At 57.3% G+C, this 16,469-nt stretch carries 13 protein-coding genes and 1 tRNA gene; 6 read left to right on the forward strand and 8 right to left on the reverse strand.

The window, feature by feature from the left end; genetic code table 11:
- Nucleotides 1–98: 98 nt before the first annotated feature.
- The 3 genes from neuC to ACXAIC_RS22965 form a co-directional block, all read right to left on the reverse strand.
- Nucleotides 99–1,220, reverse strand: a complete 1,122-nt coding sequence (neuC, locus tag ACXAIC_RS22955) for a UDP-N-acetylglucosamine 2-epimerase (RefSeq protein ID WP_475186227.1) — start codon at nt 1,218–1,220, stop codon at nt 99–101.
- 13 nt (nt 1,221–1,233) lie between these two features.
- Nucleotides 1,234–2,265, reverse strand: a complete 1,032-nt coding sequence (locus tag ACXAIC_RS22960) for an N-acetylneuraminate synthase family protein (RefSeq protein ID WP_475186229.1) — start codon at nt 2,263–2,265, stop codon at nt 1,234–1,236.
- A gap of 138 nt (nt 2,266–2,403) precedes the next feature.
- Complete coding sequence (locus tag ACXAIC_RS22965) at nt 2,404–4,269, reverse strand: tetratricopeptide repeat protein (RefSeq protein WP_475186231.1); 1,866 nt, start codon at nt 4,267–4,269, stop codon at nt 2,404–2,406.
- A 300-nt stretch (nt 4,270–4,569) separates the two neighbouring features.
- Here ACXAIC_RS22965 and ACXAIC_RS22970 point away from each other — a divergent pair, with 300 nt between their 5' ends.
- From ACXAIC_RS22970 to ACXAIC_RS22980, 3 genes are read left to right on the forward strand one after another with little or no spacing between them, the layout of a single operon-like run.
- Nucleotides 4,570–5,523, forward strand: a complete 954-nt coding sequence (locus ACXAIC_RS22970; RefSeq protein WP_475186235.1) for a Gfo/Idh/MocA family protein — start codon at nt 4,570–4,572, stop codon at nt 5,521–5,523.
- Nucleotides 5,520–6,218, forward strand: coding sequence for an acylneuraminate cytidylyltransferase family protein (locus ACXAIC_RS22975; RefSeq protein ID WP_475186237.1), 699 nt, complete (start codon nt 5,520–5,522; stop codon nt 6,216–6,218). Before ACXAIC_RS22970 ends, ACXAIC_RS22975 begins: the two co-directional genes overlap by 4 nt.
- Complete coding sequence (locus tag ACXAIC_RS22980; RefSeq protein WP_475186239.1) at nt 6,208–6,990, forward strand: SDR family oxidoreductase; 783 nt, start codon at nt 6,208–6,210, stop codon at nt 6,988–6,990. Before ACXAIC_RS22975 ends, ACXAIC_RS22980 begins: the two co-directional genes overlap by 11 nt.
- 53 nt (nt 6,991–7,043) lie before the next feature.
- Here the strand turns inward: ACXAIC_RS22980 and ACXAIC_RS22985 are convergent, their stop codons facing one another.
- From ACXAIC_RS22985 to ACXAIC_RS23000, 4 genes are all read right to left on the reverse strand, one after another.
- Nucleotides 7,044–7,730 carry a class I SAM-dependent methyltransferase gene (locus ACXAIC_RS22985; protein ID WP_475186243.1) on the reverse strand — a complete coding sequence of 229 codons (687 nt, stop codon included), beginning with the start codon at nt 7,728–7,730 and terminating at the stop codon, nt 7,044–7,046.
- 582 nt (nt 7,731–8,312) lie between these two features.
- A tRNA-Val gene (locus ACXAIC_RS22990) sits at nt 8,313–8,387 on the reverse strand.
- Between the two features lie 127 nt (nt 8,388–8,514).
- On the reverse strand, nt 8,515–9,183 hold the full coding sequence (gene gph / locus ACXAIC_RS22995; RefSeq protein WP_475186245.1) for a phosphoglycolate phosphatase: 669 nt from the start codon (nt 9,181–9,183) through the stop codon (nt 8,515–8,517).
- Nucleotides 9,184–9,321: 138 nt separating this feature from the next.
- On the reverse strand, nt 9,322–11,106 hold the full coding sequence (locus tag ACXAIC_RS23000) for a methyl-accepting chemotaxis protein (protein ID WP_475186247.1): 1,785 nt from the start codon (nt 11,104–11,106) through the stop codon (nt 9,322–9,324).
- Nucleotides 11,107–11,487: 381 nt separating this feature from the next.
- On the opposite strand from ACXAIC_RS23000, the gene rpiA reads away from it, so the two are divergent.
- The 3 genes from rpiA (at nt 11,488) to gor (ending at nt 14,373) form a co-directional block, all read left to right on the forward strand.
- Nucleotides 11,488–12,180, forward strand: a complete 693-nt coding sequence (gene rpiA / locus ACXAIC_RS23005; protein ID WP_475186249.1) for a ribose-5-phosphate isomerase RpiA — start codon at nt 11,488–11,490, stop codon at nt 12,178–12,180.
- 56 nt (nt 12,181–12,236) lie between these two features.
- A complete protein-coding gene (locus tag ACXAIC_RS23010; RefSeq protein WP_475186250.1) occupies nt 12,237–12,752 on the forward strand; it encodes a DUF2059 domain-containing protein in 516 nt (171 codons plus the stop codon).
- Between the two features lie 244 nt (nt 12,753–12,996).
- Entirely contained in the window at nt 12,997–14,373 is a 1,377-nt protein-coding gene (gene gor / locus ACXAIC_RS23015; RefSeq protein WP_475186253.1) for a glutathione-disulfide reductase, read from the forward strand.
- A 227-nt stretch (nt 14,374–14,600) separates the two neighbouring features.
- On the opposite strand, the gene ACXAIC_RS23020 is transcribed toward gor, so the two are convergent.
- Nucleotides 14,601–16,139 (reverse strand): sensor domain-containing diguanylate cyclase, encoded by a 1,539-nt coding sequence (locus ACXAIC_RS23020; RefSeq protein ID WP_475186255.1) that lies wholly within the window; start codon nt 16,137–16,139, stop codon nt 14,601–14,603.
- Nucleotides 16,140–16,469 lie beyond the last annotated feature (330 nt).

Genomic DNA, 16,469 nt, shown 5'->3' on the forward strand with positions numbered 1-16,469 from the left:
CATCAACGAACTCATGCCTTGGTGTTACGCTGCAAAAGCAGCGTAACAGAGCGCGCCGCCGCCATGAAGACCGGCTTCACCGGACGGACACAACAAATTCATTCCGTTGGTTGAAAGAAATATTTCTGCTGACTGACTGACCAAAACGAATCCAGGCTGAGCACCTCGACAAACCGCCTGGCGGCGTTTCCCGTCCCGAAGGAGACGTCCGCCTCATGGCGCTGCCCCCATTTGGACAAGAGAAAGTCCTTGATCGTGTCTGCCTCAAAGGCTGTCGCGTCGGTAATGGCCCCGGATTGAGAACGCAGATGCTGACGCGAGCCCACATTCAGGCTTGGCAGGCCAAGGAAGGGCGCCTCGCGGACCCCGGCGCTGGAATTTCCCACGATGACACTGGCGTGTTTCATGAGAGAGGAAAAATAGGAGAACCGCATACTCGGCAGGCAGCGGAACCGGTCTTTCGGAAGGCTATCGATTTCCTTGAAAATGTCTTCCCCCCCGGGGTCATTGTTCGGCAGGATGACGACAAAGTTGCGCCCGCTTTCTTTGAGCGTTCCAAACAGCGATTTGGCCTGGGCCGCCATGGTGTCGCGCTCTGACGTGACCGGGTGAAACACAGCGATCCCGAAATCCTCAAAGCTGATTTCATAGTGCCGCTTCACGTCTTCAATCGGAACTTGCGCCCCTTGAAGATGAATATCGAGTTCAGGCGAACCGATGGGAAAGACCGTGTCAGGATCTTCGCCAAGCTTGATGACCCGGTTGCGGGCATCCTGAGAACTGACAAAATGGTAGGTGCACAGCTTGGTGTTGCAGTGCCGGTAGACCTCATCAATCGTCCCGGAGACTTCCCCGCCTTCAATATGCGCACAGCGGATATAGTTGGTTGCACAAACGAGTGCACCGGCAAGCGCCTCGATCCGGTCTCCGTGGAGGATGGTCAGATCCGGCGGATTCTCATGGACCCAGTCCGACAGGCCGATGATCGTTTTGGACAGGATAATGTCCTGGCTGTCGCCAATACGCTGGTTGATATATTCCTGCCGGGACACGCCCTTGATCCGTTCCACTTCCTGCCGCGTGGAGCCGTAGCGCGCCAGCATGTGCATGCCTGTGACGAAGAAGGTGACATCATGCCCGGCATCTCTGGCCGCAACGGCCAAAGGCTCCAGCTTGCCGAAATCGGCTCGTGTACCGGTGAGAAACAGCAGACGTTTCATGGCCGGGTCCCGCCTAGTCTTCCAGATCGTCCCAGCGCAATTGTGTATTGCGCTTGAGAGCATGTTTGAGGGTGCGCCCGACCAGCTTGTCAAAGTCATGCACTGCGATCTCGCCAGTGCCGGGGCGGCGGGCCCAGATATCGGCCTCAGAAATCACGGTCCCAGCGGACAGGTCCCTGTCGGCCACGATGGAGCCCCGGGCGAAGCGGTAGACATCCTCTTCCGGACCGGTACGCCGTTTCGGATTGCGGAGGGCGGTATGGATTTCCCTGGACCGGTCAATCAGATGCCGCAGTTCCGCCGGGTCCATGGAACAGGAAATATCCGGCCCCTTGCGGTAGCGGCTGTCGGTAAAGTGCCGTTCCAGGATGGAAGCGCCAAGCGCAACGGAGGCAAGCGCCATGTCCGGGCCGATACTGTGGTCTGAAAATCCGACGACCGCATCCGGAAACGCGGCTCTCAGGTCGCTGACGCCTTGAAGTGAAACAATCTCCGGCGGGGACGGATAAAGGTTTGTGCATTCCAGCAAGGCATAGGGAATACCGGAGGCTTGAAGAATGCCGACCGATGGGCGGATCGTTTCAAGTGTCTGCATCCCCGTGCTCATGATCACCGGCTTTCCGAACTTGCTGATATGGCGGATCAGGGGCAGATGATCGCATTCTCCGCTGCCGATCTTGAAGGCAGGAACGCCGATGGAGGCAAGAAAATCCGCTGCAGCCCGGGAAAAGGGCGTGGAGATATAGAGCAGCCCGAGGTCTTCGGTGAACGCCTTCAGTTCCTTTTCCGCTTCCGGCGGCAAGGCGCACCGGCGCATCACCTCATAGATCGACACATCCGCATTGGGAGGGAAGATTGCTTTGGCTTCTTCCGTCATTTCGTCTTCAACGAAATGGGTCTGATGTTTGATCATCTCGCAGCCGCTGCGTGCCGCGGCTTCAACCATTGCTTTGGCCGTCTCCAGACTGCCGTCATGATTGATCCCGATTTCGGCGATCACCAGCGGCGGATGGTCCGGGCCAATGGAGCGATGGGCGATCTGCATTGTGACTTCCTTGCACAGTATGTTTGGAGCGCCGGATGCTAAAGCTCGAAAGCGTTTTTTCTTTTGGTCGCGATGAGCATTGCTCCAGTTTCCAGGTCGACCTAGTTCGGACATTTGAATCCATTTGGCTGACGAGGCCTAAAGCCCTATCCGTCTTAGTCTATCATCTGGCGAGAAGTTCTGCTTCCAGCTGGCAAGCCGCTCAAGGATCTCTGGCACCAGGTCCGATACGGTCTGTTCGAAATCGATCATCGTGTGTTTTAAGGAAGGGTACCAAGGCGAATTTTCCTGTCCCAAAGTGAAATGAGATTGTGAGTCGCCGAAGGTCCAACATGGAACGTTATGCGTTGCGGCGATATCGCCAACGCTTGTAGGGGCCGAAATTATCAGGTCGCACAATTCCGACATCGCTGCGGCGTCCATGAGGTTGTTAAACTGATCAACATCCGGGAAATGAACAAACGTGCTTTTTTCACATTTGTGTTGCAAAAACCGGATTTCTTTTTCGACCGAAGCATATTGAAGATTAAGGAAAATGCAGCCTTCAAGATCAAGAATTGGTGCTAATTCAAGGACCGAAAAGTAATTTCTAAGTCGCGATGTATCTAGATTTTTAGAACGCCACGAAATGCCGATAATTGGTCTCTTGTCTGCATCCGTAGGCAATCTTTGATAGAGTTCTTGGACTCTTTCTGGTCTTGCCTTGAGACATGGAAAAATTGTATTTTTAAAAGACGCTATTGTAGGGCGGAAAATGCAGGCCAAATCTGCCATCGCGACGTGAAAATCATAGTCATCAGACGTTGCTTCCATGGTGTCTGTTTCAAACGTCGCAAGTCTGACAGTAGCCTCTGGAAAGCTGTACGCAAACGTATCCAGTAACTTTTGCGAACCTTCAATAACAACGCTTCCGGCGACTGCAATCAATTCGCCAAGGATTGTCGAGGAGCGCAGGGCATCGCCAACGCCCTGATCGGCATAGACAAGAATGGTCTTGTCCTTCAGGCTCTCGCCTGTCCAGCGTGGTTTGTTGAATTTCCGCGACAGAACGGGAAGATTGTCCGCTGCAAAGCGGGCGTGATGGTATTTCCAGCCATTCGTCAGATCCCCAAGACCGAGATAGGCTAGGCTCATATTCCATTCAGCCGTGGGCAGCTCGCCGTCATAAAGTTCCAGACTGCGCTTGAAACAGGCGACAGCTTCACCGTAGCGGTGGTATCCGTGCAGGCAGACACCCAGTGTGATCTGCCGGTCCGGATTGTCCGGGGCGGCCTTTGCAGCGATTTGTGCCGATTCAAGACCTTCAACCGAGTTGCCCTGTTTGAAGCAGATCCGGGCAAATTCGTGGTGGAGCCTGTCGTTGTCTGTGAACCGGCGCAAGGCATGTTTTGTGAACTTGTAGGCCGTTTTCAGTTGCCCCATGTCCTGCAAAGCCTTTGACAGCAGGTAAAACGGTTCCGGGTTGTCCGGATCCAGAAGGCAGCACTTGTTGAAGAAGACGATTGCCTTCTCGTAGTGCTTTTCGTCCCTGAGGGCGACGCCGTAATTGCGATACGCATCCGGGTGGTTGGGATGCTGCTGGATCAGGCGCTGAAAGATCAGTTCTGCCTCTTCGACCATCTCGAATTTGCACAAGGTGATCGCATGAAGGTTCCAGGCGTCAATGAGGGTCGGATCGAGATCGAGCGCCTTGCGGGTCAGGGCCAGAATGCTGTCATTGTCAGATTTGGGAATGTCGGACATGGCCCGGGCCAGGTTCGAATAATAGGGGGCCCGGTCACCCGCCAGATTGATTGCTTTCTGAATTTGGGCAATGGCTTCCATCGGTTTGCCCAATTGCCGGTATGTCACCCCGAGCAGATGATTGGCATCTGGGTGATTGGGGACTTTTTTCAGAACCTGCTGGTAGAGTCGCTGCGCCTTCTTGTAGTCACCGGCCTTTTGCAGCGCCAAGGCTTTGTGAAGCTTTTCAAGGGTCGGATTTTGAGCGGTGTTCAGTGCCATAAGCGTTTGAGATCCGTCGATTCTGAAAGCACAACTTTCCTGAAATCTATCAGTGTGTTCTGGCAGAAGACAGTTTTACAGCGGATTTCAGCGCGCTATCCGCAGTTTTCTGCGTTGGACGCCCGGAGTTTCAAGTTCTGCAAGCAGCGCCTGCAAGCAGCAATCGGGGAAACAGGAAAGTAAAATTGCTCAAAAAACTGTGGCACATGGCGTGAAAGGGCTTTCGGCCTGCTACGGTTTGATGGAAAAGTTGCTCCCGGTACAGCGTCTTGCGGCGTTTGAGAGCGGGCAGTCCTGAAAATGACTTTCACCTATTTTGTCATTGGCGCGGGGTCGATAGGCCGGCGGCATTTCGGCAATCTCAAAACGCTTGGATGTAAGGCCCGGCTTGTGCCCTGGCGGGCGTACGACCCGGCTGAATTCCAGGCAGTCTTGAAACAGCACCAGGGTCAGGTGGCAGTCGTGATCGCCACGGCGACCGGCATCCGCCTGGATCTGGTTTCCCTTTGCGCCAGCCTGTCCGTGCCGGTCTATATCGAAAAACCGGCCGGCTATACGCCGGAACAGGTCCGCCAGATTTTCGCAGTGCCTGACCAGCTCAAGCGGTCTTGTGTTGTCGGGTTCATGATGCGCTACCATCCGCTGGTGGCCCATGTGCTGGATCATCTTCCCGAAAAGATATTCCGTTCGCATGTCCAGGTCGGGCATGATGTCTCCCAATGGCGTCAGGACTGGGCATTCTCGAAAAGCTATGCCGCAAAGCCGGACGGGGGCGGGGTGCTGCTGGACTTGTGCCACGAACTGGATCTTGCCTGTGTGCTCGACCCGGATATCAAGCTTCAGAGCGTGCAATGCCTGGGTCATCAGGACTATCCCGGCGTGGATATGGCGGCCTCGGTCACAGGGTTTGGCAAACGGCTGGGCCTATGCACGATCGAACTGGACTATCTGGCGCCCCGGCTTGTGCGGCAGGGCACCCTGGAGGGGCTATCCGGGAAGCTGGAGTACACTCTGACGGACAATGTCGTGCGCAGTTCAACCGGGCAGGATGAAGAGAAGGTGACGCTTGAGTGCGACAGGAACCAGCTGTTCCTAGGGTTGATGCAGGATTTTGTCACCCTTGCAGAGCAACGTGACGGGCCTGTTCATCCCTTGTGCCCGCGGATGGACCGGGTCGAGACCTCCTGCAGGCTGATCGCCGAGGCGTGGTCGAAGAGAACTTTTGTCGGGCAGATTGAGGCGGACGTTCGATGAGACTTGGACATATCGGCGCCCGGAAAGGCTCCAAGGGCGTTCCGGGGAAAAACATGCAGGAGCTGTGCGGCAAACCCCTGATCGACTGGTCGCTGGACCAGTTGCTGGCGAGCCCCGTCATCGACAAGGTGGTGGTGTCGACAGATGATCCGGCCCTTCTGCGGCATGCTGTCAAGAAAGGAGCGCTGGACATTGGCCTGCGGCCCGCAGAGCTGGCAACAGACGGTGCCTCCAAATGGAGTGTCTGGCAGCACGCCCTTCAAGCTGCCGAAGCCTTGATCGGCCCGGTGGATCTGTTTGTAGACCTGGACTGCACATCGCCGCTGCGCGCACCGCAAGATATTGTGGAAGCGGTCGCCCTGTTCGAAAGCCAGCGGCCGGACATGGTGATGTCCTGCTGTCTTGCCCGCAAGAACCCCTATTTCAATTTGCTGGAACTTGATGAGACCGGGTCTTTGCGGGTCTCCAAACCTTTGCCGGAGAAAATTGTTGCGCGCCAGAATGCGCCGCTCGTTCTGGAGCACGCTGCCTCCACCTATGCCGTTTCGCCTGCCTATCTGAAATCAGCCGGCGCGCTGTTTGATGGCCGGGTCATTCCTTATGAAATGCCTCAGGAAAGGTGTTTTGATATCGACACGGAGTTTGATTTTCACCTTGTGGAGCTCTTGATGAAGGACAAGTGGCATGCCCGATAGGAAAACTGTGTTCATCACCGGAGCTGGCGGTGTTCTTGGGAAGGTCTATATCCGCACATTTCTGGAGCGCGGCATGGAGGTTGTGGCCTCCGAGCTTCCGGGGGAGCGTTTCGACGGTCTGATGGAAACCTTCGGCGAAGAGCCCGGATTTCACTGCGTGGACCTGGATGTGGGGGAAGAGGCCCAGGTGCGGGAGATCTTTTCCGCGCTCAGATCTAAAGGGCTGCAGCCGAATGTGGTGATCAACAACGCGGCCATCACGGGTGAGTTGTTGATGGGACGGGGGGCCGCGTTTCCGGCCTTTGCCGAAACAAGCCTTGAGACCTGGGAGAAGACGCTGAAGGTGAACCTCACCGGCGCCTTTCTCATCGCCCGCCAGATGGACATCGATATTGTCGGCCGCTATCCGGCCAAGCTGATCAATGTGGCGTCCATGTATGCCCTGAACGGGCCACATCACCAGATTTATGAGGGCATGCCGTTCAAGTCTTTCAGCGCCTATTCCACGACAAAGGCCGGCATTCATGGCTTGACGCTGTGGCTGGCCGGATATTGGGCCAAACGGAATTGCACCGTCAACACGATTGCGCCCGGCGCTGTCTTCAACGGCCATTCTGATGAATTCCAGAAACGGGTCGGAGATCTGATCATGCTGGATCGGATGGCCGCGCCAGAAGAGATCGCAGATGCCATGGCATTTCTGGTCTCAGATGAGTCCCGTTACATGACTGGCCAGATGGTCAATGTGGATGGTGGCTTCAGCGGCTGGTGACGCGCGCGCATTGGTCTGGCGTCAATTGAACGGCGCTCTGGCGGCCCCGAGATTTATTTCCGGGCTTCGCAGATCAGCATTACTTCCTTGGAAAAGCGGATGAATTTGCTTTTCGGTTTCAGCCAGTCCGGACAGAAGGTGCGCGCGGCCCAGACCGCCGCGCCCATCCAGGGATAACGCCAGTAAATGGGGAGTTGAATGAAGCGTCCTGCCCGGACATCCCGGAATCCGGTGATCTTGTGAATGTCGGAGACGGCTTTCAGGGTGAAGGCCGTGCGGTGGGTGAAATCTCCATGAAAGTCCACGATGTTGTATTTCCAGTCGGGCGTCATGGTGATGATCGTGCCGCCCGGTTTCAAAACCCTGAGCGCTTCGGCCAGAATACGCTCCGGATAGTAGAAATGTTCGACGACGGATTTGCTGTAGATTACGTCGAAGAAATTGTCTTCATAGGGCAGGGGGGCTTCCAGGTCGCCAACGCGGATATCCGCGTCGGGACACAGGGTCTTGGCACTGTCTGACTGATCAAAGCCATAGCCTTCAGAGCCCAGGGCCATGAACCCTTGCAGGAATTCACCGCGCCCGCAGCCAAGATCCAGAAGCCTGGCGCCCGGGGCCAGCTTGTTGCGCTCCCACAGATGGGCCGTAAGCAGAAACGGATACTGGGTAAACGCCTTGTGCCCATAGGTGACATCCAGATATTCGTTATGCGGCCGCGCTTCGTTGCTGTCTTCGCTCATGTCTTGCCACCCGGTTTCGTGCCGGCGGAGCTCTGGATGCAGAGGTCCTGCCTTGCAAAGGTTCCGGTGTCAGAAGACGCTGTTTGATCCTTCTGAACCCATTGGAAGCCAGGATCGAAGATGTCTGATCACTTCGGCAAGAGCCACAGGGCGAGACTGCCTGAAAACACCGGACGTTTCCAGAAACCTAGTTTCCTTCGCAATTTGCTGCAAGAAACGGCTGACGCCAAGTCGGAGTTGTCCGCACTTATCTTCATGGAAAGAATTGGGAATTCGCCTGTTGCCTGATGAGCCGACTTTGCCAGCCAATGCAACATTGGCCTGAATCTTCCGAAATCCATCCACCCATCCCGGGAGGGTGGATCGACCTTTACAGGCGGTGCGACATAGCGGCACCAGAACCTGTCGGTCGAGAGATTGCCGGACTAGCGCTCTGGAAAAGAACAGACCCGGCACAAAACTGTCGGGGTTTTGCACGAGAATTTCGGGAAATCATACTTCGTTCGCTGCATGTTCCTGCATGAAACTGCAATAGCATTGACGGGTGGTTTTCTCTAACCGTTGATTTCATTTAAGAAAAAATGGTGGGCGATACTGGGATTGAACCAGTGACCCCTCCCGTGTGAAGGGAGTGCTCTCCCGCTGAGCTAATCGCCCTTGATGCAAACAGCGTGAGCGGCTGTCTAAGGGATCGGCACCGGATTGGCAACCACTTTTTTGTTCCAGCTGTTGACCGTTGCCCCGGCGGGCCGGGAAAAGCTGGCCGCAGAAATCAGAATGAGCCTCAGACCGGGTGGCCAAGGGCCTCAACCGCTTCAGCAAGCTCGTTGAAATGAGAAACAACCTTGTCCGGGCCAAGCTCCTGAACGGGGACGGGCGTATAGCCGAAATCGACTGCAATCACGGGAATCCCGGCATTGCGGGCGGCGTTGATGTCAGTGCCGCTGTCACCGATCATGATCGAGCCGTCAACAGTGCCCCCGGCCCGGAGGATGGCCCCGTGCACCGGCTCCGCATGGGGTTTTGAGACATCAAACGTGTCGCCGCCGACCACCGCATCAAAATAGCCGGCGAGATCCAATTCGGCCAAAAGCGGCACGGTCAGCTGTTCCGCCTTGTTGGTGCACACCGCCAGCTTCCAGCCTGCCGTCCGGAATGCCTCAAGCGCGTCGGTGACCCCGTCGAAGGGCCGGGTGTGAACGGCAAGGTTTGCCGCATAATGCTCAAGAAAGTGCCGGTAGAGCGGGGCAATCGTCTCTTCGCTCCAGGAGACGCCGTTAAAGTCGAGACCGCGCTGCAGCAGCACCTTGGCCCCCATGCCAACCATGTGCTGGACCTTGTCCTTGGGGATGGCCGTATGCCCGTGCGCTGTCAGCACCGCGTTTAATGTGGCGACAAGATCTTCCATGGACGACACGAGTGTGCCGTCAAGATCGAAAACCAGAACGGACATGAAACCCTCGAAACGGACTGAAAAAGAACGGTTCCTGCCTAGCCGGAATGATCCGGGCACGCAAGGGGCGGAGCAGCTGACCAATGCCTGGCTGCCGCAGCCCCACCGATCTTTTAGACTGCCGGTCTCTTGAAGCTGTCAGAGTTTGTAGGCGGTGCGGAAGCCGCCCCAGTGACGGCCTTCAATCAGGATCGGGGCGTCAATTTCCTTCATCCACACAATCGTGCCGCCGCCCATGTCCCGGGCATAGGACTGGATCAGATAGGGCCGGGTGTTGCGGGCTGCGCTCAGGCCTGCCCGGTCGTCAAAAATCCGTTTGTTGCGGCAATTCGCCGTGTTCCAGACCGGATCGTCAGGCCGCTGCGGCTTGGAGAAGACCAGATTATGCACCGGCAAATAGCCATTGCGGTCGACAGCCGCGCAAAAGGCCATGCCATTGGGTTTGCCGGCCGCCAGTATATCTTCCTGAATCTCCGGCAGAACGGTTTCCAGAAATGGCAGGGCTTTTGTGGAGACCTGTTGCGGATTGGTGCCGTCAATAGGCCGGTAATTGGTGTCAAAGAGATCGTCCAGTGACAGCTGGCGCCGGGAGAGCAGCCCCGCCATTGCCTCAACCACCCGTCTTGCCCCGTCCCGGGCGCAGCTGACATCCCGGGCATGGCGTTCCCGGAAGGTGGCAATCTTCTGGAGGAGGGCTTCCTGAAACGCCGGTGCGGGCCGGTCGAAGCAGCAATGATAGCCATTTTCAGACACAGCCACGATCCGGGCGCCGGTGCGGCCAAGACCAGCCAGCTCCAGTTGAAGCTGTTCGCCTTGCCGCAAGGTTTGCCCATTGGGTATCTTGAAGAGGACACCACCCTCTGAAATATCAAGGGTTTCAATGGCCGCAGAGGCCGTGCCGCCCGAAATGGTACCGGGCATTTTGACAGGCAGGCGGTCGTGGCGGCGCCGGTTCCCGGCTTCCGTCTGGCGGATCATCATGGTGAACCGGCTTTGAAGCGCGCGCGAGGTGGTGCTCATCTGTGCGCCGGTTTCACGGGCCATGGCGCCGCCATTTTCCGCTGCCACCGCGCTGTCGGATATCGCTTCGGCGGTCAGCACCACGCCTTTGGCAAAATCTGCCGTCTTGTTGGCTTGTTCGCCAATGGTGTTGGTGGTCTCAGCCTGTGAGCGTACTGCATCTTCGACTGCTGCAAAGCTGGGCCGGATCTTGCCCATCACGTCAATGATCCGGTTCACTGACCCGACGCTGGCTTCAGCTGATTGGTTCAGTCTGGCGATATTGGCGACAATCTGCTCAGTTGCGGACTGGGTCTCCACCGACAGGGCCTTGACTTCGTTGGCGACGACCGAAAAGCCACGTCCGGCCTCGCCGGCGCGCGCGGCTTCAATCGTGGCGTTGAGGGCCAGCAGATTGGTCTGTTTTGCAATGTCGGAGATCAGGCCGACCACGTCAGCGATGTCGGCAATCGCGTTCTTTAAATCCTGAACACCCTGATTGGCTTCATCGGCAATGTCACGTGCTTCAATCGCAAGCTGGTTGGAGACCCCGACCTGGGATCCGATCTCTGTGCTGGAGGCAGACAGCTCTTTGAGGGACGAGGCCAGGCTGGCCGCGTTTTCATCTGCTGCTGCGGATTGGTCCGATAAAGAGCTCGTGTCGTGCCGGATCGCTTCCAGACGGCTGGTCTGGCTTTCCAGCCGGTCCTGAACCTTGTCCGCAGCAAGAGTGATCGCCTTGGCGGCCACTTGAAGATCGTCTTCAAGGCTGTCGAGAACAAAGGCAAGCTGGTCAGGAGATGGCTCCGTAACGAGGGAAACAGCCTCGACGGGAGATGTGTCATTTTCACAACTCTCCGCAGAAGTATGAGGTGTCTCTTCTGAAACGGGATTTGAATCACGACTTCTTTTGAACAGTCTCATCGGGGTCCAATCTTTCCCGAGTGCGTATCTTTCGAAAAACAATCTCAATTCAATCTAAATTCATGGTTAATGATGTTTAAAATTTTTCAATCTCTCGTAGAGGAAGAAAATTACTTTGCACACTAATGGGTCTTCGGGCAGCGGCGCATGCCACACCAAGCGTGACGTGTTTTTGACCGAGATGGCAGGGGTGCCCAAAAAGCGCCTGTTTTCTGGGAAGGTATGACGCGTCCGGGGTGTTTGCATCGGGGCAGGTCGAGGTTTCCTGCCAGAAGGCGGGAAACACTCTGGACCGGCAGAGGCTGGCCATGGTAAGCACCCGGCGATTAGAAAAGCACCGGCCACGACCCATCCGCTCGGGTGGTGGTTGAAGGGGAGACGATGAGCGATCAGGATAAAAAGGCGGCCGCTGAACGGGCTGCAGAAGATGTGACGCCGGGCATGCGCCTGGGAATTGGAACCGGATCGACCGCGGAATTTTTCGTGCGGGCGCTTGCTGAGCGGGTGCGTGCGGGGCTTGAGGTTATCGGCGTGCCGACATCTGAACGGACCCATGCGCTTGCAGAAGAACTGGGAATTCCGCTCAGCACTCTGGATGAACTTCCTGAGCTTGACATGACCGTGGACGGGGCCGATGAACTCGACCCAAACCTGACCCTGATCAAAGGTGGCGGTGGGGCTCTGCTGCGCGAAAAAATTGTGGCAGCTGCGTCCCGCCGGATGGTTGTCATTGCCGATGCGGGCAAGGAAGTGGCCACACTGGGGCGGTTTCCGCTGCCGATTGAGGTTGTGCCCTTTGGTCTGAAGGCGACCGGGCAGGCGATTGCACACTGCCTTGAAACGAGCGGACTGCCGGCGAAGCTTGTTCTGCGCGGCGGGGCGTCCGATCCGTTTGTCACAGATGGCGGTCATTATATTCTGGATGCCCATCTGGAGGCGATCCCGGATGCTCCGGCCCTGGCGGCCCGGCTTCTGGAAATCCCCGGTGTGGTGGAACACGGACTGTTCATCGGACTTGCAACAAAGGCTTACGTGGCTGGTGCGGAAGGGGTCAAAACCCTGACGCCAGCCTGATGTGTTTGGATTTGGCTGTCCGCGCTGTCGCCGGAGAGCCGTCTAGGAGTAGAAACATGAAACTGACAAGAATGTTCCCGAGCGCAGCCGTCTTCAGTGCGGTTCTGGTGGCTGCTAGTCTCACAAGCGGCGCCGTCCAGGCGCAAGACGCCGTGTCCCCGAGCCATCTGGCCGAAGCCAAGCACGTTGCGGAAGTGACCAAGGTTCTGGAACCTTTTGACGACATTCTGCCGATTCTTGCCGAGCAGACCCGCACGGCTTTCATCCAGTCCCAGCCGACCCGTGCCGAGGAAATCATCGAAGTCACGCAAGGCGTTGCGATCCAGCTGGCCGCGCGCCGCTCGGAGCTGAACCAGGCGGTATATGAAGCCTGGGCGAACAACTTCAGTGAAGAAGAACTGCGGGAGCTGGCGGCGTTCTACAGCACGGATCTGGGCCAGAAACTGACCAAAACCCTGCCGGTCGTCACCCAGCTTTCCGTGGGTGCTGCCCGCGAATGGCAGGACAAGATCTCCACCGAAATGGTAACGATGGTTCAGCAGGAACTGGCCAAGCGGAACGCGGCTGAATAACCAGCAGGCCAACGCAGGTCTTCCACTTTTCAAAGACCGGCCCAAAGCCGGAATGCGGGTCGCAATCGCGGCCCGTTTTGTTTGCCTGCCTCTTTCCGGAAAGGGCTGGAGACATCTTGTCTTGCAGGACGGTGGGCTTTGTCCTATCTGCGGACAGGTTTGACTTCTCAACCGTCCGTCCGGGCAGCGCTGTGCCGCCCGGTACACCAGCCGGCGGCGCACACGCATTCACGACGAGGCACTCATGAGCGATTACGACTATGATCTTTTTGTAATTGGCGGCGGATCGGGCGGGGTTCGGGCGGCGCGTATTGCCGCGACCCACGGGGCCCGCGTCGGGATTGCCGAGGAATACAGATATGGCGGCACCTGTGTCATCCGTGGCTGTGTACCCAAGAAGCTCTTTGTCTATGCGTCGAAATTTTCCGAAGAGTTCGAGGATGCGGAAGGTTTTGGCTGGTCCGTTGGCGAGCGTACCTTCGCCTGGGACAAGCTGATCGCTGCCAAGGATCAGGAGATCACCCGGCTGGAAGGCATTTACCGGCGCAATCTGGAGCGCACCAATGTGGAGGTGCATGACAGCCGGGCGGTGCTGGAGGATGCGCATACGGTCCGGCTGTTGTCGACCGGCCAGACTGTGACCGCGAAATACATTCTCGTGGCCGTGGGTGCATCTCCGAATGTGGACACCAGCGTGCCTGGCATTGAGCATGTGATCACCTCCAATGAGGCGTTTCATCTTGCTGAGCTGCCCAACAAGGTCGTGGTGGCTGGCGGTGGCTATATTGCGGTGGAATTTGCTGGCATTTTTAATGGTCTGGGTGTGGAGACCACGCTAATCTACCGCGGCGAGGAAATCCTGCGCGGCTTTGACCGTGATCTGAGAACCACCGTTCGCCAGGAGATGGAGAAGAAGGGCATCAGGGTGATCCTCAACGACACCTTCACAGCCATTGAGAAACGGGCAGACGGGTCTTTGTTCGGCCGCACAAAGGGCGGACTGACACTGGACGCGGACAAGATCATGTTCGCCATTGGCCGCAATCCGCACACGAAAGATCTGGGCCTTGAACAGGCCGGTGTGGAGATGGATGCGATCGGCGCCATCAAGGTCAAGCCGGATTCCAGCACCAATGTCGCCTCCATATATGCGGTCGGGGATGTGACCAACCGGGCCAACCTGACGCCGGTTGCCATCCGCGAAGGCCACGCCTTTGCCGATACGCTTTTCGGCAATACGCCTTGGACTGTGGATCACAGCCTGATCGCAACCGCCGTCTTTTCCCAGCCGGAAATGGGCACGGTTGGCCTGACACAGGAAGAGGCCCTGGAGCGCACACCCAATCTCGATATCTACAAATCCAGTTTCCGGCCAATGAAACACACCCTGTCCGGGCGCGATGAAAAGATGCTCATGAAGATGATCGTCGATGCGGACACCCAGAAGGTTCTGGGCGTGCATGTGGTTGGGCCTGATGCGGGTGAGCTGGCTCAGATCCTGGGCGTGACCTTGCAGATGGGGGCCACCAAAGCGGATTTTGACCGCACCATTGCGGTCCACCCGACGGCTGCGGAAGAGCTGGTGACCATGCGCGAGCCGACCGAGCAGCTGCGCGGATAAGCCTCTTCAAAGGGCCGCAGGATACCTTGCGCAATGGATGATGACCTGCTTGACCGCGCTTGGAGGGGCTCAGGCCAGGAGCGCGTCGCAGGTCGATACGGGGGAGCGGGTCAGACGTGCGGCAACGTCCGAAGTCCTTCCGCGTGCGGCCTCCGGTAACCCACTCCCGCCCAACGGACATCATTGCACCACATGCCCGGTCAACCAGACCGGGCCGCGTAATGCGCTTAGCCGTTGGCTTTCTTGAGAAAGGGCGGCTTGCCGGTGTCAGGGGCCGCCGGGTCCTTTGGGCGGTTGCCGTCCGGCAAGTCGGAAAAAAAGGAATAACGGCTACGCCCTTGGTCTTTGGAATGGTAGAGCGCGGCGTCCGAGCGGGAGACGATGTCTTCCGCGTTGGAGCCGTCTTCCGGTGCGCGGGCAATGCCGATGCTCAGGCCGATCCGCGCGCTTTTTCCCTCGCTTAAGGAAATGGGGCGCTGTGCAGCGGTGATCAGCGCATCGCAAAGCATGCGCATGCGGTGCCGGGAGGTGTCTTTCCGGAAAATGATCATGAACTCGTCGCCGCCGATGCGGCAGACGAGCCCTTGCCGTCCAACCGCCTCGCTGAGGCGGGCCGCCATCTCCCTGATCACCGTGTCCCCAGCCGCATGGCCATAGGTGTCATTGACGTCCTTGAATTTGTCCAGGTCGCAATGGAGCACCGCGAACCGGTCATTCGGCAGGGATCGCACGGAGCTGGCCAGAACCCGGTTGAACTGCAGCCGGTTGCCCAGACCTGACAAGGTGTCATGGAGGGCCAGATAGCGGTTCTGCTGTTCGCTTGCCTGCAGGGAACTTGTCAGCCGGCCGATCCGCCATGCAATCCCGAAAGCCAGTGCGGCCAGAGCCACGCTCAAGAGCACGATCACCGGAATGATCGTGGGCCAGATGGAGCTGCTGGAGGAAACGCTTTGCCAGTGGAAGGTCCCCAGCGCCTCACCATTCCGTGCGAAGACCGGATGCAGCGGCCCGTCCACGGAGGGCAGGGCATCACTCGTGAAGCCGAACTTTGCAAATTCCAGGTGGGAATTCAATTCCCTCAGCAGCGCCGCGTCCAGATAAAGGGCAGACAGCAGAATCGTTGGCGGGCCGTCCGGCAGCGTCGTTTTGTAGGCGTCGGGAATGACGGGCATGGCTCCGTAAAGAGCAGGCTTTCCGTCAATCAGGACAAAGCCCATGGAGGCGTAGTCGGTCGGTTCTATTCCCAAAAGCGAACGGTGCCCGAAGCCGCCGGGCACGCGCACGCGGTTCCTGCCATATTGGTCCCTTAGATCATTCAAGATGGCGGCAATCGCGGGCGTTTCGGAGACGGGCCGTGAAATGATGTGGGTGTAGTCGTCAAAGGATTCGGCCAAAATGGTGCCGTCTCCGGAGATCAGCATGATCTTGTTGTGCCGGTAATTGGTCCACAATGCGTCAAAGCTTTCGCGGGCATAGGCGGGGGTAAAGCCGCGTACCAGCTGGTCCACGGACCGGTCGGACAGGGTGATGCGCGTTTGTTCGCGGATGATCGCCCGCAGCTTGTCCGACAGCACGCTCTGGAACAGACGGTCCTCGTTGGCGATTGCCTGACGCGTGGAGGCTTGCGTTGCCACATAGCCTACAAAAAGCAGGGAGACGGAGGTCACGGCAATCAAAAGCCCGGCCAGCACAAAGGCCAGGCGGGAAATGTGCTGCCGGGCGCGGGCCGGAGCCTTGTCACTGTATCTGCGCCGGAAGTCCGTCACGTATGGGGCTTTCGTGTCATCGGCAGGGATCTTAAATTCAGTTCTGTTTTTGTGATTATATAAATATTACCGTAGAGATGGAAAGTGATCGAGAGTAAGAAGCCACAGAAGTATTTAATTAAAAGTGTTTTTTGTTTTCGAATATTGTTTGTTGTTACAATGTAAAATTTGAGGTATATTTTTGAATTTTCGGATGACATTGATCTGTATGAAATAACCTCTTTTTAGTTTCCCAAGAGGTGGTTTTCGTTATGGCAAGCGCAGCAGCGCTTTGGCGCTGCGGCTTGTTTTGAGCCGTCCCGGCCCACGCGCCGCGATCTTCTTTGTCCC

It is taken from the genome of Roseibium sp. AWQ4_254 (genome assembly GCF_056161025.1).